The organism is Roseateles sp. PN1 (genome assembly GCF_038419725.1).
In the GTDB taxonomy this organism is placed as follows: Bacteria; Pseudomonadota; Gammaproteobacteria; order Burkholderiales; family Burkholderiaceae_C; genus Paucibacter_A.
The window spans coordinates 234,416-255,628 of record NZ_JBCARA010000007.1; the positions used below are offsets into that span (position 1 = coordinate 234,416).

The 21,213-nt window shown below is 62.3% G+C and carries 20 protein-coding genes and 1 pseudogene; 19 read left to right on the plus strand and 2 right to left on the minus strand.

Features of this window, described 5'->3' with window-relative positions; translation table 11 throughout:
* Positions 1–46 precede the first annotated feature (46 nt).
* Positions 47–946 carry a TIGR01777 family oxidoreductase gene (locus tag AABB87_RS13280; protein WP_341971669.1) on the plus strand — a complete coding sequence of 300 codons (900 nt, stop codon included), beginning with the start codon at positions 47–49 and terminating at the stop codon, positions 944–946.
* Between the two features lie 65 nt (positions 947–1,011).
* Here the strand turns inward: AABB87_RS13280 and ychF are convergent, their stop codons facing one another.
* Complete coding sequence (gene ychF / locus AABB87_RS13285) at positions 1,012–2,103, minus strand: redox-regulated ATPase YchF (protein ID WP_058718678.1); 1,092 nt, start codon at positions 2,101–2,103, stop codon at positions 1,012–1,014.
* A gap of 114 nt (positions 2,104–2,217) precedes the next feature.
* Here ychF and AABB87_RS13290 point away from each other — a divergent pair, with 114 nt between their 5' ends.
* From AABB87_RS13290 to AABB87_RS13315, 6 genes are all read left to right on the plus strand, one after another.
* Positions 2,218–3,327 (plus strand): FAD-dependent monooxygenase, encoded by a 1,110-nt coding sequence (locus AABB87_RS13290; RefSeq protein ID WP_341971670.1) that lies wholly within the window; start codon positions 2,218–2,220, stop codon positions 3,325–3,327.
* A gap of 54 nt (positions 3,328–3,381) precedes the next feature.
* Positions 3,382–4,107 (plus strand): DsbC family protein, encoded by a 726-nt coding sequence (locus AABB87_RS13295; RefSeq protein ID WP_341971672.1) that lies wholly within the window; start codon positions 3,382–3,384, stop codon positions 4,105–4,107.
* Between the two features lie 75 nt (positions 4,108–4,182).
* On the plus strand, positions 4,183–4,653 hold the full coding sequence (locus AABB87_RS13300; protein ID WP_341971673.1) for a DUF3429 domain-containing protein: 471 nt from the start codon (positions 4,183–4,185) through the stop codon (positions 4,651–4,653).
* A gap of 3 nt (positions 4,654–4,656) precedes the next feature.
* Entirely contained in the window at positions 4,657–6,435 is a 1,779-nt protein-coding gene (locus AABB87_RS13305; RefSeq protein ID WP_341971674.1) for a M61 family metallopeptidase, read from the plus strand.
* Positions 6,436–6,467: 32 nt separating this feature from the next.
* Positions 6,468–7,499 (plus strand): DUF3108 domain-containing protein, encoded by a 1,032-nt coding sequence (locus tag AABB87_RS13310; protein WP_341971675.1) that lies wholly within the window; start codon positions 6,468–6,470, stop codon positions 7,497–7,499.
* Between the two features lie 36 nt (positions 7,500–7,535).
* Positions 7,536–8,330, plus strand: coding sequence for an enoyl-CoA hydratase (locus AABB87_RS13315; RefSeq protein ID WP_341971676.1), 795 nt, complete (start codon positions 7,536–7,538; stop codon positions 8,328–8,330).
* Positions 8,331–8,462: 132 nt separating this feature from the next.
* Here the strand turns inward: AABB87_RS13315 and lysS are convergent, their stop codons facing one another.
* The gene (gene lysS / locus AABB87_RS13320; RefSeq protein WP_341971677.1) at positions 8,463–9,986 is read right to left on the minus strand and encodes a lysine--tRNA ligase; all 1,524 of its coding nucleotides are present in this window, start codon (positions 9,984–9,986) and stop codon (positions 8,463–8,465) included.
* 138 nt (positions 9,987–10,124) lie between these two features.
* Here lysS and AABB87_RS13325 point away from each other — a divergent pair, with 138 nt between their 5' ends.
* The 12 genes and pseudogenes from AABB87_RS13325 to AABB87_RS13375 form a co-directional block, all read left to right on the plus strand.
* A complete protein-coding gene (locus AABB87_RS13325; protein WP_341971678.1) occupies positions 10,125–11,183 on the plus strand; it encodes a Gfo/Idh/MocA family protein in 1,059 nt (352 codons plus the stop codon).
* Between the two features lies 1 nt (position 11,184).
* Positions 11,185–11,796, plus strand: coding sequence for an acyltransferase (locus AABB87_RS13330; protein ID WP_341971679.1), 612 nt, complete (start codon positions 11,185–11,187; stop codon positions 11,794–11,796).
* 17 nt (positions 11,797–11,813) lie between these two features.
* Entirely contained in the window at positions 11,814–12,920 is a 1,107-nt protein-coding gene (locus tag AABB87_RS13335; RefSeq protein ID WP_341971705.1) for a DegT/DnrJ/EryC1/StrS family aminotransferase, read from the plus strand.
* Positions 12,921–12,933: 13 nt separating this feature from the next.
* Positions 12,934–14,208 carry a lipopolysaccharide biosynthesis protein gene (locus tag AABB87_RS13340; protein ID WP_341971680.1) on the plus strand — a complete coding sequence of 425 codons (1,275 nt, stop codon included), beginning with the start codon at positions 12,934–12,936 and terminating at the stop codon, positions 14,206–14,208.
* On the plus strand, positions 14,205–14,861 hold the full coding sequence (locus AABB87_RS13345) for an acyltransferase (protein ID WP_341971681.1): 657 nt from the start codon (positions 14,205–14,207) through the stop codon (positions 14,859–14,861). The genes AABB87_RS13340 and AABB87_RS13345 overlap by 4 nt, the downstream gene beginning before the upstream one ends.
* Positions 14,858–15,961 carry a glycosyltransferase gene (locus AABB87_RS13350; protein ID WP_341971682.1) on the plus strand — a complete coding sequence of 368 codons (1,104 nt, stop codon included), beginning with the start codon at positions 14,858–14,860 and terminating at the stop codon, positions 15,959–15,961. Before AABB87_RS13345 ends, AABB87_RS13350 begins: the two co-directional genes overlap by 4 nt.
* The gene (locus AABB87_RS13355; protein ID WP_341971683.1) at positions 15,958–17,184 is read left to right on the plus strand and encodes a glycosyltransferase family 4 protein; all 1,227 of its coding nucleotides are present in this window, start codon (positions 15,958–15,960) and stop codon (positions 17,182–17,184) included. Before AABB87_RS13350 ends, AABB87_RS13355 begins: the two co-directional genes overlap by 4 nt.
* Positions 17,181–17,891, plus strand: a complete 711-nt coding sequence (locus AABB87_RS13360) for a class I SAM-dependent methyltransferase (protein WP_341971684.1) — start codon at positions 17,181–17,183, stop codon at positions 17,889–17,891. The genes AABB87_RS13355 and AABB87_RS13360 overlap by 4 nt, the downstream gene beginning before the upstream one ends.
* Positions 17,888–19,081: a DegT/DnrJ/EryC1/StrS family aminotransferase gene (locus AABB87_RS13365; RefSeq protein WP_341971685.1), complete on the plus strand. Its 1,194-nt coding sequence runs from the start codon at positions 17,888–17,890 to the stop codon at positions 19,079–19,081. The genes AABB87_RS13360 and AABB87_RS13365 overlap by 4 nt, the downstream gene beginning before the upstream one ends.
* A 6-nt stretch (positions 19,082–19,087) precedes the next feature.
* Positions 19,088–19,672, plus strand: a pseudogene (locus AABB87_RS23095) (sugar transferase); the annotation flags it as partial.
* Between the two features lie 78 nt (positions 19,673–19,750).
* Positions 19,751–20,509, plus strand: a complete 759-nt coding sequence (locus tag AABB87_RS23100; RefSeq protein ID WP_445944866.1) for a nucleoside-diphosphate sugar epimerase/dehydratase — start codon at positions 19,751–19,753, stop codon at positions 20,507–20,509.
* A gap of 330 nt (positions 20,510–20,839) precedes the next feature.
* A partial coding sequence (locus tag AABB87_RS13375; RefSeq protein WP_341971688.1) for a GDP-mannose 4,6-dehydratase occupies positions 20,840–21,213 on the plus strand: 374 nt, incomplete at its 3' end.

The following is a 21,213-nucleotide window of genomic DNA, read 5'->3' on the forward strand; positions in this document are numbered from 1 at the left end:
GCGCAAGGGTCGTGCTTGATTTGATGCTCACAAAGGACATCCCCATATGCGCATTCTGATGACTGGCGGCACCGGCCTGATTGGCCGAGCCCTGTGCAGCCACTGGCGCTCGGCCGGGCACGAAGTGATCGTCTGGAGCCGGCAGCCTGAGCGTGTGCCTGCCTTGTGCAGCGGTGCCCGTGGCATTGCGCATTTGCGTGAATTGGCGGACGCCGGGCCGCTGGATGCCGTGGTCAATCTGGCCGGCGCGCCGATTGCTGACCGGCCCTGGACCGCTGCACGACGCCAGGTCCTGTGGCGCAGCCGGGTTGATTTGACTCAGGAGTTGGTGGCCTATCTGACCCAGCTGGCGCACAAGCCCGAGGTCTTGATCTCCGGCTCGGCCGTGGGTTGGTATGGCGATAGCGGTGAGCGCCAACTCGATGAAAGCCGCCCCGCGGGTTCAGCGGACTTTGGCGCGCAGCTGTGCCAGGCCTGGGAGCAAGCCGCCCTGAAGGCCGAGCCATTGGGCATCCGTGTTGTGCTGCTGCGCACCGCGCCGGTCTTGGCTGCGAGTGGCGGCATGCTGGCGCGCCTGCGTCTGCCCTTCAGCTTAGGGCTGGGTGGTCGCCTGGGCAGTGGCCGGCAGTGGATGCCGTGGATTCATCTCGAGGATGAAATTGCCCTGATTGATTTCTTGCTCAAGCACACCGACTGCCGTGGCGCCTTCAACGCCTGTGCACCAGAGCCGGCGCGCAATGCCGATTTCACGCAGGCCTTGGCGGGGGCGCTGAAGCGGCCGGCGGTATTGCCGGCACCAGCCTGGGCGCTGCGGATGGCGCTGGGCGAAATGTCGGTCTTGCTCTTGGGTGGCCAGCGCGCCGTGCCTCAGCGGGCCCTGGCACAGGGCTTTCGCTTTCGCTATCCGGCCCTGGGGCCTGCCTTGGCTCAGCTCTTGAAGCGGTAAATGTAAAAGGGCGCAAAAAAAGGGCTGAGTTTGAGACTCAGCCCTTGATGCTCAGCCGATAAGGCTTAGACGTTGAACAAGAAGTTCAGCACGTCGCCGTCCTTGACGACGTATTCCTTGCCTTCGGCGCGCATCTTGCCGGCGTCTTTGGCGCCTTGCTCACCCTTGTAGGTGATGAAGTCTTCATAGGCGATGGTCTGGGCACGGATATAGCCGCGTTCAAAGTCGGTGTGGATCACGCCGGCGGCTTGCGGGCCGGTGTCGCCCTTGTGGATGGTCCATGCGCGCACTTCCTTCACACCAGCGGTGAAGTAGGTTTGCAAGCCCAGCAGGCTGAAGCCAGCGCGGATCAGGCGGTTCAAGCCGGGCTCGTCCTGGCCCATCTCGGCCAAGAACATCTTGCGGTCCTCATCTTCCATCTCGCTCAGCTCGGCTTCCGTCTTGGCGCAGATGGCCACCACGGGGCCGTTCTGGGCGGCGGCGTATTCCTTCAGGCGGTCCAGGAAGGGGTTGTTCTCGAAACCATCTTCCGAGACATTGGCCACGAACATGGCTGGCTTGGCGGTGATCAGGCACAGGGGCTTGAGCAGTACCAGCTCTTCCTTGCTGAAATCAATCGTGCGCACCGGCTTGGCTTCGTTCAGCGCGGCTTCGCACTTCTCCAGCACCTTGACCAGGGCGATGGCTTCCTTGTCACCGGCGCGGGCCACCTTGTTGTAGCGGTGCAGGCTCTTTTCCACCGTGCCCATATCGGCCAGGCAGAGTTCGGTCTGGATCACCTCGATGTCGGAGATCGGGTCGACCTTGCCGTTGACGTGCACCACATTGCCGTCTTCAAAGCAGCGCACCACATTGACGATGGCGTCGGTCTCGCGGATGTGCGAGAGGAACTTGTTGCCCAGGCCTTCGCCCTTGGATGCACCAGCCACCAGGCCGGCGATGTCCACAAACTCCACCACGGCGGGCAGGATGCGTTCGGGCTTGACGATTTCGGCCAGCGCGTCCAGGCGCGGATCGGGCAGCTCGACCACGCCCACATTGGGCTCGATGGTGCAGAACGGATAGTTCTCAGCGGCGATACCGGCCTTGGTCAGCGCGTTGAAGAGGGTGGACTTGCCGACATTGGGCAGGCCAACGATGCCGCATTTGAGACTCATGGATGACTTTCTGGCTTTGGAGTGCTTGACGCAAAGATGGGATTTTAGTCGCCTGCAGCCGCGCAGCGCCCGCCGCTGTCAAACGATTCACACAAGCCTGCCTACAATGCCCGCATGCAAAACTGTGAGGTCTTGGTTCGTGGAAGCGGCTGCGTGGGTCGCAGCCTGGCTCTGGCGTTGAGCGCGCAGGGCTTGCGCGTCGCCCTGTTGGGCAGCGTCGAAGCCAGCCAAGCCCAGCGCGAGGATGTGCGCAGCTATGCGCTCAATGCCGCCTCGGTGCGCTTGCTGCGTGAACTCAAGGTGTGGGATGCCATGCCGGCCGACGCCGTTACCCCGGTTTTCGATATGAAGATCAAGGGCGATGCGGCCGGAGCCTTGCTGGAGTTTTCCAGCTGGAGCCAGGGCGTGGCCGAGTTGGCCTTCATCGTCGACGCCGGCGTGCTGGAGCAGCAACTCGCCGCCGCCCTGAAGTTCGCCCCGCATGTGCAAATGGTCAACGCGGCCGTGCCGGCGCAGCTGACCGTGCTGTGCGAAGGGCGCGATTCCGCCGCGCGGGCCGATTTGGGCGTCAAGTTCGAAAAGCATGCTTACGGTCACCGCGCGATTGCCGCGCGCCTAGTGGCAGATCAAGCTCATCAAGGCGTGGCGCGCCAGTGGTTCCGCTCACCCGACATCCTGGCCCTGTTGCCGATTGACAAGCCCGCGCCGGGCGCGTCTTACGGTCTGGTTTGGTCTTTGCCCGAGGCGCGTGCCGCTGAGTTGCTGGCCGCCAGCGAGGCCGAATTTGAAACCGCTTTGAATGAAGCCAGCCAGGGTGAGGCCGGCGCCTTGCGCCTGGCGGGTGAGCGTTGCGCCTGGCCCTTGGCCCTGGCGCGGGCTGAGCCCTTGATCGGCCCGGGCTGGGCCTTGGCTGGCGACGCGGCCCACCTGGTTCACCCCTTGGCAGGCCAAGGTTTGAATCTGGGCTTGGCCGATGTGGCGGCGCTGGCCGAGGTGATTCGCCAGCGTGAAAGCTGGCGTGCGCTGGGTGACGAAAAGCTGCTGCGCCGCTATGTGCGGGCGCGCCAGGCCGACACTTTTGCCATGGGTGAATTGACCGATGGCCTGCTGCGCATGTTTGCCAGCGAAGCGGCGCCACTGCGCACTTTGCGCAATACCGGCATGAACGTTTTAAACGCCTTGCCACCCCTCAAACAATGGTTGATCGGCCGCGCTTTAGGCTGATCGACTACCGGTTTTGCACGATTCATTTTTGCTCTTGCTGAAGGCTCCTAAATCATGTTCCCCTCGATCCTAAAGTTGAGCCTTTTGCTCGCCGCCGCGCTGCCTCTGGTGGCCAATGCCAACGAAGCCGTGATCCGCAAGGCCCTGGCCGAGCGCCTGACGGGTTTGCCCAAGATTGACGAAGTTCGCCAAAGCCCCATGGCCGGGCTGTGGGAAGTGCGCATCGGCAATGAGCTGCGCTACACCGATGCCAGCGGCAGCTTCTGGATCGAAGGCGAGCTGATCGATTTGAAGAGCCGCAAGAACCTGACCGAAGAGCGCCTGGCCAAGATCAATGCCATCGACTTCGCCACGCTGCCCTTGAAGGACGCCATCGTCTGGAAGAACGGCAATGGCAAGCGCCGCATCGCCGTGTTTGCCGACCCCAACTGCGGCTACTGCAAGCGCTTCGAGCGCAGCTTGCAAGACGTCAAGGACGTCACCGTCTACACCTTCTTGATCCCCATTCTGGGCGGCGACTCGGCCGAAAAGTCGCGCTCCATCTGGTGCGCGAAAGATTCGTCCAGCAGCTGGCAGGCCTGGATGCTGGACGGCAAGGCGCCGGTCAAGCCCATGGGCGCTTGCGATGACGCCGCGATTGAGCGCAATCTGGCCCTGTCGCGCCGCCATCATGTCAACGGCACGCCGGCCATCATTTTTGAAGACGGCAGCCGCGCGCCGGGGGCCATCAGCGCCGACCAGTTGGAAAAGCGTCTGCAAAGCGTGGGCAAGTCTTCTTGACCCTGTGCTTGCGCGCCTTTACGGCGTCGCCTCTTTGATCGTCAGCCCCTTACTCCGCAAACGGATTCTTTGACCATGCCTCCTGCCGAAGTTCAGCCCAGCACGCTGAAGACCGTGGCCTTGCACCCACTTGCCCACCGCCTTGGCCATCTGGGTTTGTTGCCGTTTGTGGTTGGCGCCTTGCTGGTGTGGCTGTTCGGTGGCCGCAATCTTGATGCGCACTATTACGTGAGCGTCGGCCTGTCCACCTACGCTGGTCTGATCATCACTTTCTTGGGTGGCATTTACTGGGGCTTGGCCTTTGTGCAGCCGGTCGATATGCCGCGCGCCTTTGTTTGGGGCATCGTGCCCAGCGCAGTCGCATGGGTCGGCGTGATCATGCCGCCCTATGCCGGCCTGGCCCTGCATGGCGCAATGCTGATCGTCTGTTATTTGGTGGACCGCCGCCTATACCCCCTGCTGGGTGCGTCGGGCTGGCTGACCCTGCGCTTTCGCCTCAGCGCGGTCGCAGCACTGTGCTGCTTCCTGGCCGCGGCGGGAAGCTGAACCATGGCCGATATCAGCTATCGCATCGAGCTGGCCCAGCCGCACACCCATTACTTCGACATCACACTGACTGTGCCCGCACCCGCCGCGGTGCAGCAACTGAGTTTGCCGAGTTGGATTCCGGGCAGCTATTTGCTGCGCGAATTCGCCCGCCATCTGAGTGGCATGAAGGCCTCACAAGGCAGCCGCGATGTGGCGGTGGAGCAGCTCGACAAAAGCCGCTGGCAGGTGCGCTGCAGCGGCCGCCAGGCGCTGGTTGTGCGTTACCGGGTCTACGCTTTTGACAGCTCGGTGCGCACCGCTTTTCTGGACGCGCAGCGCGGCTTCTTCAATGGCACCAGCTTGTGCTTGCGGGTGCATGGCCGTGAGCAGGCCTCGCATGGCATCGAGTTTGGCGTCTTGCCCACCGGCTGGCAGATCGCCAGCGCCATGCCTAATCCTGCGCCCGGCAGCTATTTGGCGGCCGATTACGACGAGTTGCTGGACCACCCCTTCGAGCTGGGCCAGTTTTGGCAAGGCAGCTTTGAGGCCGGTGGCGCCACGCACGCCGTGGTGGTCAGCGGTGCATGGTCGGGCTTTGACGGTGAGCGGCTCTTGCGTGATGCGCAAAAAATCTGCGCGGCCCAGATCGAGTTCTGGCACGGCCCGGCGGCCAAGCGCGTCGAAGCCCTGCCGTTTGTGCGTTATGTCTTCTTGCTCAATTGCGTGGACGAGGGCTATGGCGGCCTGGAGCATCGCGCCAGCACGGCCCTGATCGCCCCGCGCCGCAATCTGCCGCGCCTCGGTCAGGCGGAAACCAGCGACGGCTATGTGCAGCTGCTGGGTCTGATCAGCCACGAGTATTTCCACACCTGGAACGTCAAGCGCATGAAGCCGGCGGAGTTCATGCGCCTGGACTACGCGCAGGAGAACTACACCGAGCTGCTGTGGTTCTTCGAGGGCTTCACGTCTTATTACGACGACCTGATGCTGGTGCGCAGCGGCCTGATCGACGAGACCCGTTACCTCAAGCTGCTGGCCGCCACCGTCAGCGGCGTGCTGGCCACGCCTGGGCGCATGGTGCAGAGCCTGGCGCAAGCCAGCTTTGATGCCTGGACCAAGTACTACCGCCCGGACGAAAACACGCCGAACGCCACCATCAGCTATTACGGCAAGGGCGCCTTGCTGGCGCTGGCGCTGGACCTGAGCTTGCGCAGTGGCAGTGGTGGCGCGGGGCCGGTTTCCAGCCTGGATGCGCTGATGCGCGGCCTGTGGCAGCAAAGCCAGGGTGGCGGCATCGATGAAGCGCAAATCATGGCGCTGCTGGCCGACTTGGGCGGCCCTGAGCTGAGCCGGGAAGCCGCTCACTGGGTCCACGGTACTGGCGATCTGCCCTTGCCCTTCTTGCTGGAGCGCTTCGGCGTGCAATGGAGCAGCGACAAGCCCACCTTGGCGCAGCGCCTGGGCCTGCGGGTCAGCGAGTCAGCCGTTGCCGGCGTGCAGATCAAGCAGGTGCTGGCCGATTCACTGGCGCAGCAAGCGGGCTTGAGCCCGGGTGATGAATTGCTGGCCTGCAATGGCTGGCGCTTGCGGCGCCTGGAGGATGCTTTGCTCAGCTTGGCGCCGCAGCAGCTCAAGCTGCGCTTGCTGATCGCGCGCGACCAACGGGTGCTGGAGTTGAGCCTGGACCTGCCGGCCTTGTCGGCGGCCAGCAAGGTGGAAGGGGCGCCGGTACTGCTGAGCCCCGCGGAGAAGGCCGCTGTGCGGGTCACCGCCCTGCGCCGGGCATGGCTGGCGGCCTGAAGAACCGGGCAGCTTTTTTTCGCCGTTGGGGCTTGGCCATCCTTGCCCTGCCGGTCGTGCTGATGCATGTCTGGCTGAGTCTTGAGTTGCGCATGTTGGTCGATTTTTGGCAGCAAGCCACGCCCATGCCGCCACGCCTGCAGACCAGTTTTGTGCGTGAGTTGAAGCCGCTTGAATTGGCGCCACCGCCGGTCAAACCCGTCGAGCAGGCCAGGCCTCACAGCCGGCGCAGCGCCGCGCCCAAGTCCTGGCAGACCGAGCCCTTGGCGCCAGACCCGGCGCTTGAGCCCCTGTCTGCGCCTGCTGAGGCTTTGAATGCCGAGGAAGTCGCGCCAGCGCCAGAGCTGGCGCTGAATGAGGCGCAGTCTGATGAAGTTGCGCCCGAATGGCCGCCCTCAACCCGGCTCAGCTACGACCTGACCGGCAACTACCGCGGTGCCGTCTACGGCGAGGCACAGGTGGAGTGGCTGCGCCAGGGCAGCCACTACCAAATGCATCTGGATGTGAGCGTGGGCCCCAGCATCGCGCCCCTGATGGTGCGCCGCATGAGCAGCGATGGCTTTTTGGACGGTGCCGGCATTGCGCCCAAGCGCTATGACGAAGACACCCGCGTGGTGCTCAGCCAGCGGCGACGCGCCACGGTGCAATTCGACCTTGGCCAGGTGACCCTGGCCGATGGACGCAGCGAAGTCGCGCCAGCGGGTGTGCAAGACGCCGCCAGCCAGTTTGTGCAGCTGACCTGGCTCTTCCTCACCGGCCGCGAGACGCTGCGCCCGGGCCTGGTGGTGGAGATTCCGCTGGCTCTGCCGCGGCGCCAATACCGCTGGCGTTACGAGGTTATGGGGCAAGTGGAATTGCAGACCCCGATGGGCCCGCTGAACACCTGGCATCTGCGCCCCAGTGCCTTGGCCACCGGCGGCGATATGACGGCCGAAGTCTGGCTGGCGCCCAGCCTGCAATATCTGCCTGTGCGGCTCCGTATTCGGCAAGATGCACAGACCTTTGTTGACCTGATGTTGAAAAGCCCGGCGCTGCAGGCTGCCGCCGATACTTCCTCTCACTAAGCTGACCGACCTACCCATCGCAAAAGGAGTTTTTTCATGAGCTACGAATGCATCATCACCAGCGTGCACGGCGAAGGCCCACGCAAGACCGGCCTGATCACGCTGAACCGCCCCAAGCAACTCAATGCCTTGAGCGACCCGCTGTTTGACGAGTTGGGCGATGCCTTGCTGGCCTTTGATGCCGACGACTGCATCGGCTGCATCGTTCTGACTGGCTCGGAGCGCGCCTTCGCGGCCGGGGCCGACATCCCCACCCTGATGCAGCACGACTTCCAAAGCGCCGTGCGCACCGACATGATCACGCGCAACTGGGAAACCATCCTGCACGTGAAGAAGCCAGTGATCGCGGCCGTGGCCGGATTCGCCCTGGGCGGCGGCTGTGAGTTGGCCATGATGTGCGATTTCATCATCGCTGCCGACACCGCCAAGTTCGGCCAGCCGGAGATCAAGCTCGGTGTCATCCCCGGTGCCGGCGGCACCCAGCGCCTGCCGCGCGCAGTGGGCAAGAGCAAGGCCATGGACCTGCTGCTGACCTCCCGCATGATGGATGCCACCGAGGCCGAGCGCAGCGGCTTGGTGTCGCGCGTGGTGCCGGCGGACAAGCTGATCGAGGAGGCCCTGGCCGCCGCCGAAACCATCAACGGTTTCAGCGCCCCGGCACTGCAGTTGATCAAGGAGCTGGTGAATCGCAGCTTCGAGAGCGGCTTGAAGGAAAGCGTCAGCTCCGAGCGCCGCGTCTTCCACGCGATGTTCGGCACCGACGATCAGCGCGAAGGCATGGACGCCTTTCTGAACAAGCGCGCCCCGGTGTTCAAGCACGGTAAGCGTTAAAGACCGGGCTGGTCTGCCGCGGCCGAGTGGCTCGGGGGGGCAGGCTCAGCTCGTGTCCCCCGGCTTCGCCTCCTCCTTTACCTCGCTGCGCCTGCCCCCCGAGCCACTCGGGGTCGGCGGGCGTTGAAGGGCTTAAGCCTCGCGGCGCAAGGCCGGGAACAGAATCACGTCGCGGATCGACGGGCTGTCGGTGATCAACATCATCAAGCGGTCAATGCCGATGCCGCAGCCGCCGGTGGGGGGCATGCCGTATTCCAGCGCGCGGATGAAATCGGCGTCATAGAACATGGCTTCTTCGTCGCCGGCGTCCTTATTGGCCACTTGCGATTGGAAGCGCGCGGCCTGGTCTTCGGCGTCGTTCAACTCCGAGAAACCGTTGGCGTATTCGCGGCCGGTGATGAAGAGCTCGAAGCGCTCGGTGATGGCGGGGTTGGTGTCGGAGGCGCGGGCCAGCGGCGAGACCTCGACGGGATAGTCGATGATGAAGGTCGGCTGCCAGAGCTTTTCTTCCACCACGGCCTCGAACATGCCGAATTGCAGCTCGGGCAGGGTCCAGTGCTTGGGCGGTTCTTCGCCCAGCTCTTTGAGCTTGCTGCGCAGCAACTCGGCGTTGTCCGCCTCCTCACCCGTCAGGCCGGCATGAGTGATCAGCGATTCACGCACCGACAGGCGGGCGAAGGGCTCGTCCAGATGCACTTCCTTGCCTGCGTAGCTGACGCGGGCGCTGCCGGTGGCGGCACGGGCGGCGTGGCGCAGCACTTCTTCGGTGAAGTCCATCAAATCATGGTGCGTCCAGTAGGCCGCATAGAACTCCATCATCGTGAATTCGGGGTTATGCCGAACCGAGATGCCTTCGTTGCGGAAGTTGCGGTTGATTTCAAACACGCGCTCGAAACCGCCCACCACCAAGCGCTTCAGATACAGCTCCGGCGCAATGCGCAGGAACATTTCCTGATCCAAGGCGTTGTGGTGAGTGATGAAGGGCTTGGCATTTGCGCCACCCGGAATCGGGTGCAGCATGGGCGTTTCCACTTCCAGGAACTCATGCTCCACCATGAAGCTGCGGATCGATGAAACCGCCTTGGAGCGGGCCACAAAGCGCGCACGGGCATGCTCGTCAGTGATCAGGTCGACATAGCGCTGGCGATACTTTTGTTCCTGGTCAGCCATGCCGTGGAACTTGTCCGGCAGCGGGCGCAGGCTCTTGGTCAGCAGGCGCAGATTGGTGACGCGCACCGACAGCTCGCCGGTCTTGGTCTTGAACAGCGTGCCCTCGGCGCCCACGATGTCGCCCAAGTCCATATGCTTGAAGGCGTCGTAGCTTTCCTCGCCAACGCCGTCTTTGGTGACGAAGAGCTGGATGCGGCTGGTAGCGTCTTGCAAAGTGCCAAACGAGGCCTTGCCCATGACCCGCTTGAGCATCAGGCGACCGGCGATGCTGACCGCCACGGCTTGCGGCTCCAGTGTCTCATTGTCCAGATCGCCGTAACGCTGCGCCAAGGGCAGGGCGCGGTGCTTGGGCTTGAAGTCGTTAGGGAAGGGGACGGCAGTCTTGGCCCGAATAGCGGCGAGCTTTTCCCGGCGCTCGGTGATGAGCTGGTTCTCGTCGACGGGGGCGGGCGCTTGGTGGGGAGTGGCGTGCAGGTGCTGGGTCATCGTAGGCTCGAAGAATTTGGGGTGATTTTAGGCGCAGGCGCGGCAAGGCAATGCAGGTGGCGATGTTTACTCGCATCCGCGCTCTTAGAATCAGCCCTCTTTCTTAGCCGCAGGCCCGGGCCGTTTGAGCCCCTTCCCATGAGCGTGAACCTCCCCATTCTTGACCGCCCGATTCGTTTTGCCTTGGTGGGCTGTGGCCGTATCTCCAAGAACCATATCGAGGCGATGGCCGCCCACGGCGATCGCGCCCAGCTGGTGGCGGTGTGCGACACCCGCCCTGAAGCCCTGGCCGCCGCGGTGGCGGCCACCGGCGCGGCAGGCTTTGCCAGCCTGGACGCCCTGCTGGCCCAGTCGGACGCCGATGTGGTCGTGCTGGCCACGCCCAGCGGCCTGCATCCGCAGCAAGCCATCAAAGTCGCCGCCAGCGGCCGCCATGTCTTGAGCGAAAAGCCCATGGCCACCAAGTTCGACGAAGGCATGGCCATGGTGCGTGCCTGCCGCGACGCGGGGGTGAAGCTCTTCGTGGTCAAGCAAAACCGCCTCAACGCCACCGTGCAAGCGGTGCGGCAGGCGATTCAGCAAGGCCGCTTTGGCCGCATCTTCCTGAGCACCGTCAATGTGTTCTGGACCCGGCCGCAAAGCTATTACGACGCCGCGCCCTGGCGTGGCCGCTGGGATCTGGATGGCGGCGCCTTCATGAATCAGGCCAGCCATTACGTCGATTTGCTGGATTGGCTGGTGGGGCCGGTGGACAGCGTTCATGCCTACACCGCCACTCTGGACCGCGATATCGAGGCCGAGGACACCGGCGTGCTGAGCGTGCGCCTGCGCCATGGCGGCCTGGGGTCTATCAACGTCACCATGCTGACCTATCCGCAGAATCTGGAAGGCTCCATCACCATCCTGGGCGAGAAGGGCACGGTCAAGATCGGCGGCACGGCCGTCAACAAGATCGAGCATTGGCAGTTTGCCGATGAGCGGCCCGAGGATGCCGCCATCAAGGCCGCGAGTTATGAGACCACGAGCGTCTACGGCTTCGGCCACCCGCTGTACTACGACAACGTCATCAAGACCTTGCGTGGCGAGGCCGATGCGGCCGTGGATGGCTATGAAGGCCTGCGCTCGCTGGAGATCTTGATCGCCGCTTACCGTTCGGCCCGCGATGGCCAACGTGTTGGCTTGCCGCTGGTGTTTTGATATGAGCTATTGGAAGCACGAGAGCGCCATCGTCGACGAAGGCGCGCAGCTGGGTGATGGCACCAAGGTCTGGCACTTCGCCCATGTGAGCCCCGGCGCGCGCATCGGCGCGGGCTGCGCCTTGGGGCAGGGCGTTTATGTCGGCAATGACGTCAGCATCGGCAACAACGTGCGCGTCCAGAACAATGTCTCGGTGTACGACGCGGTGACGCTGGAAGACGATGTGTTTTGCGGCCCCAGCATGGTGTTCACCAATGTCTACAACCCGCGTGCCGCCGTGGCGCGCAAGAATGAATACCGCCGCACCCTGGTGCGCCAAGGCGCCACGCTGGGCGCCAACTGCACCATCGTCTGTGGCGTCACGATTGGCGCTTATGCCTTTGTGGGCGCTGGCGCCGTGGTGCAAAAAGACGTGAAAGATTTTGCCCTGATGGTGGGCGTGCCAGCCCGGCAGATCGGCTGGATGAGCCGTTTTGGAGAACGGCTGAAGCTGCCTTTGCAAGGCGAGGGTGAAGACCTTTGCCCGCATACCGGCGATCGTTACCGATTGCAAGACGGCCAAGTGGTTCTGCTCGCAACGTCAGAAGAACAAGAACAAGGAAGCCAAGCATGAGCAGCAACGCCGCCGCCCTGCCATTCATCGACCTGAAGGCCCAGTACGCTGCGCTCAAGAGCAGCGTGGATGCCCGCATCCAGCGTGTGCTGGATCACGGCCAATACATCATGGGCCCTGAGGTCAAGGAGTTGGAGGACAAGCTGGCCGCGTTCGTGGGCGTCAAGCACTGCATCACTGTCTCCAGCGGCACCGAGGCCTTGTTGATCGCCCTCATGGCGCTGGATCTGAAGCCGGGTGATGAAGTCATCACCACGCCTTTCACCTTTGCCGCCACGGCCGAGGTCATCGTTTTGCTGGGCGGCGTGCCGGTGTTTGTGGACATCGAGCCCGACACCTGCAATATCGATGTGCGCTTGATCGAAGCCGCCATCACCCCCCGCACCCGCGCCATCATGCCGGTGAGCTTGTATGGCCAGGTCTGCGATATGGACGAGATCAAGGCCATCGCAGCCCGGCATGGCCATCTGCCCGTGATCGAGGATGCGGCGCAGAGCTTTGGCGCAAGTTACAAGGGCCGCAAGAGTTGCAGCCTGTCCACCTTCGGCGCCACCAGCTTCTTCCCCAGCAAGCCCTTGGGCTGCTACGGCGACGGCGGTGCGCTGTTCACCGATGACGACGCCCTGGCCCAGGCCGCACGCGAGATTCGCGTGCACGGCCAAAGCAAGCGTTACACCCATACTCGTGTGGGCGTGGGCGGCCGCATGGACACGCTGCAATGCGCCATCGTGCTCGCCAAGTTGGAGCGCTTTGAGTGGGAGATCGCTCGCCGTTTGGACATTGGCGCGCGCTACCAAGCCCTGCTTGACGGCCTGCCCGTGCAAAAGCTCGCACTGCGCCCGGATCGCAATTGCGTCTGGGCCCAGTTCACCTTGCATCTGGAGAATCGCAGCCAGGTGCAGGAACGCCTCAGCGCCGCCGGCGTGCCCACAGCCGTGCATTACCCCAAGCCCCTGCACCAGCAGCCGGCTTATGCCCAGTGGGCGCAAGGCCAGAGCTTTCCGCATGCCGAGCGGGCCGCGCAGCGGGTGATGAGCTTGCCCATGAGTGCCGATTTGAGCGAGGGGCAGCAAGATCAGGTGATTCAGGCCCTGGCTCAGGCCCTGGACGGTTTAGATCAATGAGAGCAATGAGGGCATGAGCGCGATCTTGCGCTCCGGCCTGCTGCGATCCACCCTGACTTTGTTGCTGGGCGGCGCGCTGGCCCAGCTGCTGCCGCTGTTGCTGGGGCCTTGGCTGACCCGCATCTACACGCCGGGGCAGTTCGGCCAATTCGCTTTCATCTGGGCCGTGGCCAGCAATCTGGCCGTGGTGGGCTGTGCCCGCTACGAGTTTGCGTTGCCGCTGGAAACGCAAGAGAGCCGCGTGCGCGTGCTGATGGCTTTATGCCTGCGCGTGCTGCTGGCGGTGAGCTTGGCCAGCGTGCTGTTGGGCTTGGCGCTGGCCTGGTGGCAGCAGCAGGGCTCGGCACTGCTTTTGCCCATGGCTGTGCTGGCAGGTGGGGCGACGCAGTGGCTGACGATGTGGGCCACGCGAGCCCAGCGTTTTCAATTGTTGGCGCTCGGGCGGGTGCTGCTTTACGGCGGCGGCGCCTTGATTCAGCTGGCGCTGGGTCTGCTGGACTTTGGGGTTTGGGGTTTGTTGCTGGGGCCGATCTTGGCGGGCTTGCTGACGACGGCCTTATTGGCGCGGCCGGCCCCGGCCGCCGGCTGGCTGCAGCTGTGGCGGGTGCGGCGTGATGACTTGACCGCCATGGCGCGCAAGCACCGTGACTTCCCCGTGCTCAACACCCCGCATGCTTTTGCTGGCGCCTTGCAAGACAGCTTGGCCATGCTGATTCTGGCGGCCTGGAGCGGTGATGCCGCAGCCGGCTATTGGGCCTTGGCCCTGCGCTATTTGAAGGCGCCGGCCGGATTGGTGGGTGGCGCCTTGTCGCAAGCGCTTTACCCGCGCCTCGTGGCGGCGCAAAGCGCGGCGGAGGCGGCGACTTTGGTGCGCAAGCTGACTTTTTTGCTCTGCCTCTTGGCCTTGCCGCTGATGCTGGGCCTGATGCTGTTTGGCCCGGCCTTGTTCACCTGGGTGTTCGGCGAGCGCTGGCATGATGCGGGCATGTTGGCGCGCGGCTTGGCGCCCTATATCGCCCTGCATTTCGTAGCCTCGCCCTTGTCGGTGGCGACCATGGCCTGGCAGCAGCAGGCCTGGGCCTTGCGCCTGGCCCTGGTGGGGCAGTTCTTGTTTGTGTCGGGCTTAGCGCTGGGTTTGATCTGGGGCGGCTTGTGGGGCGCGGCCTGGGGTGTATCGGTGGCGATGACGCTTTATTTCAGCTGGTTTTTCTGGGCTCTGCCGCGCCGGGCTCAAGCGGGTGCGGGTGTAGATGCAAATGCAGATGCAAGCGGAGGCTTGATGGCATGACGACGAAGACGAGTGCTGCAATCAATCTCAAAGCGCCTTGGTGGCGCCGCCGCTTTCAGCAGCTCAAGATGCTGGCCTCGCGGGCCTGGGGCACGCGAATGGTGGGCGGCTTTGTGCGCGGGGATGGCGTCTTCCTGCCCCACACCCGCATCAGCAATACCAGCCATGTGTTCGCGCGCGAGCGCCTGGATGTGGGTGACCATGTCTTCATCGGCCACTTCAGCGTGCTGGATGCCACTTATGGCCTGCGCATTGGCGAGGGCTGCCAGATCGGTTTCTTCACTGGCATCTTCACCCACTCCAGCCATGCGGCCATTCGACTCTACGGCCGCGCCTTTGTGGCCACGGCCGAGAAGAAGGCCTACTTCACCGCGCCCGTGGAGATTGGTGATTACTCCTTTGTCGGCGCCCACGCCACGCTCTTGCCCGGCACGGTGCTGGGGCGCGGCAGCATCGTTTCGGCCTACAGCATGGTCAGCGGCACGCACCCGGACTTCGCCATCCTGGCCGGTCAGCCGGCCAAGCAGGTGGGTGACACCCGTCGCATGGACGAGCGCCTGCTGCGCGAGCACCCGGAGTTGCAAGCCCATTACCTGGCCTGGGCGGGTGAGTTGCCAGTTGCACCGCAGACGACTAAGGATGGACAGGCATGAGGCTGGTGCTGATCGGTGATGGCGAGAGCCCGCATTTGCTGAAGTGGGCGCGAGCCCTGGCGGCCGCCCCAGGTGTTGATCTGTGGGCCGCGTCCTCGCGTGGCTTTTTGCCGGAGTTCGAGGCCCTCGTGCCGGCGGCCAAGCGCCTGAGTTTGAATACCTCGCCCGAGCATGGCGGCGGCAATATCGCTTTGCTCAAGCAAGTGCCCAAGCTGGGCGCTTGGCTGGCGAAAGTCAATGCCGACTGGCTGCATGCGCATTACCTGACTTCGCACGGCACCCTGGCCTGGATGGCCAAGCGGGTTTGGCATTTGCGTGCCCGAATTGTGGGTTCGGCCTGGGGCAGCGACATTTTGGTCACGCCTGATGTGAGCTGGGCCTACCGCTGGCTGACCCGCAATATCTTGCGCGCCTGCGATCTCTGTTCCTCTGACTCGCAGCACATGACAGCGCGCATGCGCGAGTTGGATGCGCGAGAGGTGATGACCTTTCCCTTCGGCCTGGAGGCCATGCCCAAGCTGGGCGCGCGTAAAGCGCCGTGGAGCTTTTTTGCCAATCGCGGGCTGGAGCCTATCTATCGGCCGGACTTGGTGATTCGCGCATTTGCTGCCGTGGCCGCGCATGAGCCCGAGGCCAGCTTGGTGGTCGCTAACGACGGGTCTTTGCGGGCTGCGCTGGAGGCCCAGGTGGCGAGCTTGGGACTCGCATCCCAGGTCAGCTTCGTCGGCCGGCTGGATGCCAAGGCCCAGGCCAGCCAGTACGCCCGGGCGCGCTGGTACTTCAGCCTGCCACAGAGTGATTCGGTGGCCGTCTCAGTTTTGGAGGCCATGGCTCACGCTTGCGTGCCCATCCTGTCGGACCTGCCGGCGAATCATGAGTTGCTTGAAGAAAAGGCAGCTTGCCCGCGCGGCCTGATCCTGGGTGAAAGCGACTTGTCGGGTCTGCATGCCCAGTTGCTGGCGCTGGCGCCGCAGGCGGAAGCCGCAGGCCTGGCCAATCGCGACTGGGTCAGCCACCACGGCCTGTTTGCCCCCGCCGTGCAGCGCTTTCTGGCCCGCTTGCGTGCCTTTGATTCAGAGAAGAAGACAACACCGCCGTGAAGATTTTGCTCATCAACCATTACGCTGGCTCGCCCCAGCACGGCATGGAGTTCCGGCCCTTTTACTTGGCTCGGGAATGGCGGCGCATGGGTCATCAGGTGTTGATCCTGGCGTCGGCGCAATCGCATGTGCGCGCCAAATCGCCAGAGCCCGGCGTGCAAGTCATCGACGGGGTGAACTACTGCTGGTACGACACGCCCGCCTACCAGGGCAATGGCCTGGGCCGGGTGCGCAATATCTGGTCCTTCTGCAGCCAGGTCTGGCGTGATGCCGATGTGCTGGCGCGGGACTTCGCGCCCGATGTGGTGATTGCCTCCAGCACCTATCCCATGGACGTGTGGGTGGCGCGGCGCATCGCCAAGCTGAGTCATGCCAAGCTGGTTTATGAGGTGCATGATTTGTGGCCGCTCTCGCCCATCGAACTCTCGGGCATGTCGCCTCGCCATCCTTTTGCCCTGCTGTGCCAGAAGGCCGAGAACGACGCCTACCGCGATGCGGATGTGGTGGTCTCCATGCTGCCCAAGGCGCAAGGCCATATGGCGGCGCACGGCCTGGACCTGGCCAAGCTGGCCATCGTGCCCAATGGCATCACGCTGGATGAATGGACTTCCGTCGCGGAGCCTTTGGCTGCGGGGCCGCTTTTGACGCATTTGTGCGAGCAAAAGGCGCTGGGCCGCCGTGTGCTCGGCTATGCCGGATCGCATGGCTTGCCCAATGCGCTGGATGTGCTGCTGGATGCCGCCAAGCGCCTGCAGACAAGTGCGCCCGAACTTTCCATCGTGCTGGTGGGCGGCGGGCATGAAAAGCCGCGTTTGGCCGAGCGGGTTAGGGCGGAAGGCTTGGGCAATGTGGCCCTGTTCGAGCCGATTCCAAAGACGCAAATCCCCGGCCTGCTGGCCCATTTCGATATCGCTTACATCGGCTGGCAGCGCACACCCATCTATCGCTTTGGCATCGCGCCCAATAAGCTGATGGACTACATGATGGCGCGCCGGCCGGTGTTGCATTCGGTGGAAGCGGGCAACGACCCAGTGGCTGAAGCGGGCGCGGGCCTGACCGTGGCGCCCGAGGATTCGGCGGCGGTGGAGGCGGGCGTGCTGCGCTTGGCGGCCTTGCCCGCCGAGGAGTTGAAGGCCATGGGCGAACGTGGCCGGGCCTTTGTGCTGGCGCACCACACCTATCCCATCCTGGCCCAGCGTTTCTTGAAAGCCGTGCAGCCATGAACCAACAGGAGCATGGGCAGGAGTTGGCGCAAGTGGCCAGCCGCTATGCCAAGCGCAACCAAGCTCATATGGAGGATCGTTACAGCCTGCTGCGACCCGAGGTCTGGCAGATGCTGCACGAGCGCCAGCGCGCCATGCTGCGGCTGCTGGCTCAGCGCCCGGGGCAGCCCGCCGATTGGCGCCTGACCGAAGTGGGTTGTGGCGCCGGTGGTAACTTGCTGGAGATGCTGCGCCTGGGGCTGCGGCCCGAGCACCTGACCGGCATCGAGTTGCTGCCCGAGCGCCTGAATCTGGCCCGGCCGCTGCTGCCCGCCGACTTGCAGCTTCATCTGGGCGATGCCTCAGTGGCGCCCGTGCCAGAGGCGAGCCAGGACTTCGTGCTGCAGTCCACCGTTTTTTCGTCTCTGCTGAACGATGGCGTGCAGCAGGCGGTGGCCGCTGCGATGTGGCGCTGGTTGAAACCGGGTGGGGCGGTGCTCTGGTACGACTTCATCGTCGACAATCCACGCAATCCGGATGTGCGTGGTGTGCCTCTGCGCCGGGTGCGTGAGCTGTTTCCGGACGGCCGCTTGCGCAGTCAACGCCTGACCCTGGCGCCGCCGCTGGCGCGCTGGGTGTGCAACAAGATTCATCCCGCTGCTTATTCCCTGTTCAACAGCCTGCCCCTGCTGCGCAGCCATGTGCTGTGCTTGATTGAAAAACCATGAGTGCTGATTTGCCCCCATCCGACTTGCCCTTTTTGCCTTTTGCCTTGCCCGAGATCGGTGAGGACGAAATCAATGAGGTGGTGGACACCTTGCGCTCAGGCTGGGTGACCACCGGGCCTAAGGCCAAGCGCTTTGAATCGGACTTTGCGGCTTTTTTGAATGAGCCGCAGTTGGAGTGCATCGCCGTCAATTCGGCCACGGCTGGCCTGCATTTGGCTCTTGAAGCTATGGGCATTGGCCCGGGCGATGAGGTCATCACCACCACTCACACCTTCACCGCCACCGCTGAGGTGGTGCGTTATCTGGGTGCCGATGTGGTGCTGGTGGACATTGACCCGCTCACGCTCAATATCGATCCCAAGCTGGTTGAGGCGGCCATCACCCCGAGAACGCGCTGCATCCTTCCAGTCCACTATGCCGGCTTGGCGGTGGACATGTTGGCGATTCTGGACATTGCCCGCCGCCACGGCCTGCGCGTGCTGGAAGACGCTGCGCATGCATTGCCGACCACGCTGGAAAAAGAGCTGATCGGCACCATGGGCAGCGATGCCTCTGTGTTCAGCTTCTACGCCAACAAGACCATGACCACGGGTGAGGGCGGCATGCTGGTGACCCGCAATGCCGAGTTGGCCAAGCGCGCCCGCGTGATGCGCTTGCACGGCATGAACCGCGACGCGTTTGACCGCTTCACCGCCAAGGTGCCGAGCTGGTATTACGAGATCGTGGCGCCGGGCTTCAAGTACAACATGACCGATATCGCGGCGGCACTGGGCATTCATCAGCTCAAGCGCATCTCGGCGTTTCAAGCGCGGCGTGAGCAGATCGCGGCGGCCTACAACCAGGCTTTTGCCGACCTGCCTTTGATCTTGCCGCCGCAGGCACCGCATGGCGATGTGCATTCCTGGCACTTGTATGTGCTGCGCCTGAGTGACGCGGCCAGCATTGACCGCGACGCTTTCATCGAGGCCATGTTCGCCGCCGGCATCGGCTGCAGCGTGCACTACATCCCCTTGCATCAGCAGCCCTACTGGCGTGATCGCTACGGGTTGAAGGCTGAGCAGTTCCCGCATTCCCAAAAGGCTTATGAGCGCAGCTTTAGCATCCCGCTCTACAGTGCCATGACTGAATCCGATGTCCAGCGCGTAATTTCCGTAGTCAGAGCAAGGCTACTTTCGTTTACCAAAAAATGACGATGCATGTTAAAAAGGACTATTGACATTTCGGCTGCCTGTCTAGGCTTATTAGTACTCGCACCAATTTTGTTATTTATTTGCCTTGCCATAAAGCTGGATTCGCCGGGCCCAATTTTTTTTCGACAGGAACGGGTTGGACGACAGGGAAAGCTATTCCGCATCTTCAAGTTCCGAACGATGAGTGATTTGGCTGCTCCTGATTCCTTGCAAATCACTGTTGCAGGAAATCCCCGGATCACGCGTATAGGTGGACTGCTTAGACGGTATAAACTAGATGAACTGCCTCAGTTGATAGATGTATTGCGCGGCACGATGAGTTTGGTGGGGCCTCGCCCGGAAGTTCCAAAGTATGTGCAACACTATCCGCATTTGTGGCGAGAGCGGTTGTTGAGTGTACGGCCGGGGGTGACCGATTTGGCGTCCGTTCATTATCGCAATGAGAATGAACTGCTCGCTTGTTCTGAAAATCCGGAGCGTGAGTATATTGAGGTGATCTTGCCTGATAAACTTCGCTACTCTTTGTATTATGTAGATAATAAAACAATTGCAAAAGATTTCCATGTAATTGGATTGACGTTTGGGGTTGTTTTTGCGCCCGCGATTTCTTCCGTGAGGGGTGTGTTGAGTACTAAAAGCATGAGTTTTTGGAGCGGGGTCGAACGCTGGATGTCTACCCTTAACCGGGTTGGGCGGGCCTATGCTGTTTTAATTGACTCAGTTGTCGTAATCGGCTGTTGGCATGCGGCCTATCTTTTTCGCCTGGGGTTTGAGCGTTGGCAGCCGGAGCGGCCTTGGTATGATGACTTTGTCTTGATTGGGGTTGTGGCTTCCTACTTGCTGGCGATCGCGGTATTTGGCGTCTCGCGTGCGCTTTGGCGTTTTTTTTGCTTGGATGATTTTAGGCGGCTAATAATTTCCTGTTTAAGTGCAGGCTTGTTTAGCGTGTGTTGGATTCAATTGTCCCATCTGTTGGGTGTTTCCCGTGCGGTACTGGTACTACATCCCTTCTTTTGCATACTTGCACTAGCTTTGGTGCGAATGTCCTATCGCTTGATTTGGGAGCACGCCAGCGAGCAGTCTGGCGGCCCGTATTATGAAAGCAAAAGGGCAATTGTTTTGGGTGCAGGAGAAAGCGCATGCCGAATGGTGGCTGCAATTCATCGGCACCAGGGTTGGAGCGTTCTTGCGATCCTAGATGACGATATTGCTAAGCATGGCCTGAGAGTATCAGGAGTTGGTGTGCAAGGTTGCATTTCGGATTTGCTTTTGCCTCATGTGTTGGCTGGGGCCACTCATGTGTTGGTGGCAATGCCGGAAGCGGATAGGGTTGAACGAGATAGGGTGGTGGAAATAGCTAAGAGTACGGGGTTGACGGTCTTGCTAATGTCTGATGTTGGTTCAATGCCAGACTATGGTTTGAGCTAAGAGAATAATTTGATGACTGATCGGTGGTGTAGTGTGGGCGTTCGTGTCCCGGGGTGGTACTCAGGGCGCAAGTTCCGTTTCGTCCAGGGATGATTTGGTTTTTGTCGAAGGGTGTGGGTGAATAGTTTGATCATCCTTCTGTTCGTAATTTTTTGAATTCAATTGGTATTGCGAAATATAGTTCATCGGATAGGTGGTAATTGGTCGGTCGGTATGAGTGTTTTCATAAAGCCATCATCTTCTAGTGGTGTTGCGAGCACGGTAGACGTGTAAGTATCGTGTTTTGAATTGCTCGAGCTTTGTTTTTAATTTTTTTCCATTTTTGAATTCATGACCATCCTCGTCACCGGCGGCGCCGGCTTCATCGGCAGCAACTTCGTCCTCGACTGGCTCAAAGGCTCTGACGAGCCCGTGGTCACCTTGGACGCCCTGACCTATGCGGGCAATCTGGAAAACCTGGCCTCGCTGCAAGGTGACGCCCGGCACACCTTCGTCAAAGGCGATATCTGTGATCGCGCCCTGGTCGATCAACTGCTGAGCCAGCACCGTCCCCGCGCCCTGATCCACTTCGCTGCAGAAAGCCATGTGGACCGCTCCATCAGCGGTCCCGGCGCCTTCATGCGCACGAATATCGAAGGCACTTACACCTTGCTGGAAGCGGCACGCGCTTACTGGAGCGGCCTGGGCGAAGAAGACAAGGCCGC

What these genes read in the sequence shown, in the direction of transcription:
- AABB87_RS13305 (WP_341971674.1), top strand. Translation starts at nt 4,657, where the DNA reads ATGGCCGATATCAGCTATCGCATCGAGCTGGCCCAGCCGCACACCCAT.
- AABB87_RS23100 (WP_445944866.1), top strand. Translation starts at nt 19,751, where the DNA reads ATGTCTACCCTTAACCGGGTTGGGCGGGCCTATGCTGTTTTAATTGAC.
- AABB87_RS13360 (WP_341971684.1), top strand. Translation starts at nt 17,181, where the DNA reads ATGAACCAACAGGAGCATGGGCAGGAGTTGGCGCAAGTGGCCAGCCGC.
- AABB87_RS13300 (WP_341971673.1), top strand. Translation starts at nt 4,183, where the DNA reads ATGCCTCCTGCCGAAGTTCAGCCCAGCACGCTGAAGACCGTGGCCTTG.
- AABB87_RS13315 (WP_341971676.1), top strand. Translation starts at nt 7,536, where the DNA reads ATGAGCTACGAATGCATCATCACCAGCGTGCACGGCGAAGGCCCACGC.
- AABB87_RS13330 (WP_341971679.1), top strand. Translation starts at nt 11,185, where the DNA reads ATGAGCTATTGGAAGCACGAGAGCGCCATCGTCGACGAAGGCGCGCAG.
- AABB87_RS13325 (WP_341971678.1), top strand. Translation starts at nt 10,125, where the DNA reads ATGAGCGTGAACCTCCCCATTCTTGACCGCCCGATTCGTTTTGCCTTG.
- AABB87_RS13340 (WP_341971680.1), top strand. Translation starts at nt 12,934, where the DNA reads ATGAGCGCGATCTTGCGCTCCGGCCTGCTGCGATCCACCCTGACTTTG.
- ychF (WP_058718678.1), bottom strand. Translation starts at nt 2,103, where the DNA reads ATGAGTCTCAAATGCGGCATCGTTGGCCTGCCCAATGTCGGCAAGTCC.
- AABB87_RS13280 (WP_341971669.1), top strand. Translation starts at nt 47, where the DNA reads ATGCGCATTCTGATGACTGGCGGCACCGGCCTGATTGGCCGAGCCCTG.
- AABB87_RS13290 (WP_341971670.1), top strand. Translation starts at nt 2,218, where the DNA reads ATGCAAAACTGTGAGGTCTTGGTTCGTGGAAGCGGCTGCGTGGGTCGC.
- AABB87_RS13350 (WP_341971682.1), top strand. Translation starts at nt 14,858, where the DNA reads ATGAGGCTGGTGCTGATCGGTGATGGCGAGAGCCCGCATTTGCTGAAG.
- AABB87_RS13345 (WP_341971681.1), top strand. Translation starts at nt 14,205, where the DNA reads ATGACGACGAAGACGAGTGCTGCAATCAATCTCAAAGCGCCTTGGTGG.
- AABB87_RS13295 (WP_341971672.1), top strand. Translation starts at nt 3,382, where the DNA reads ATGTTCCCCTCGATCCTAAAGTTGAGCCTTTTGCTCGCCGCCGCGCTG.
- lysS (WP_341971677.1), bottom strand. Translation starts at nt 9,986, where the DNA reads ATGACCCAGCACCTGCACGCCACTCCCCACCAAGCGCCCGCCCCCGTC.
- AABB87_RS13365 (WP_341971685.1), top strand. Translation starts at nt 17,888, where the DNA reads ATGAGTGCTGATTTGCCCCCATCCGACTTGCCCTTTTTGCCTTTTGCC.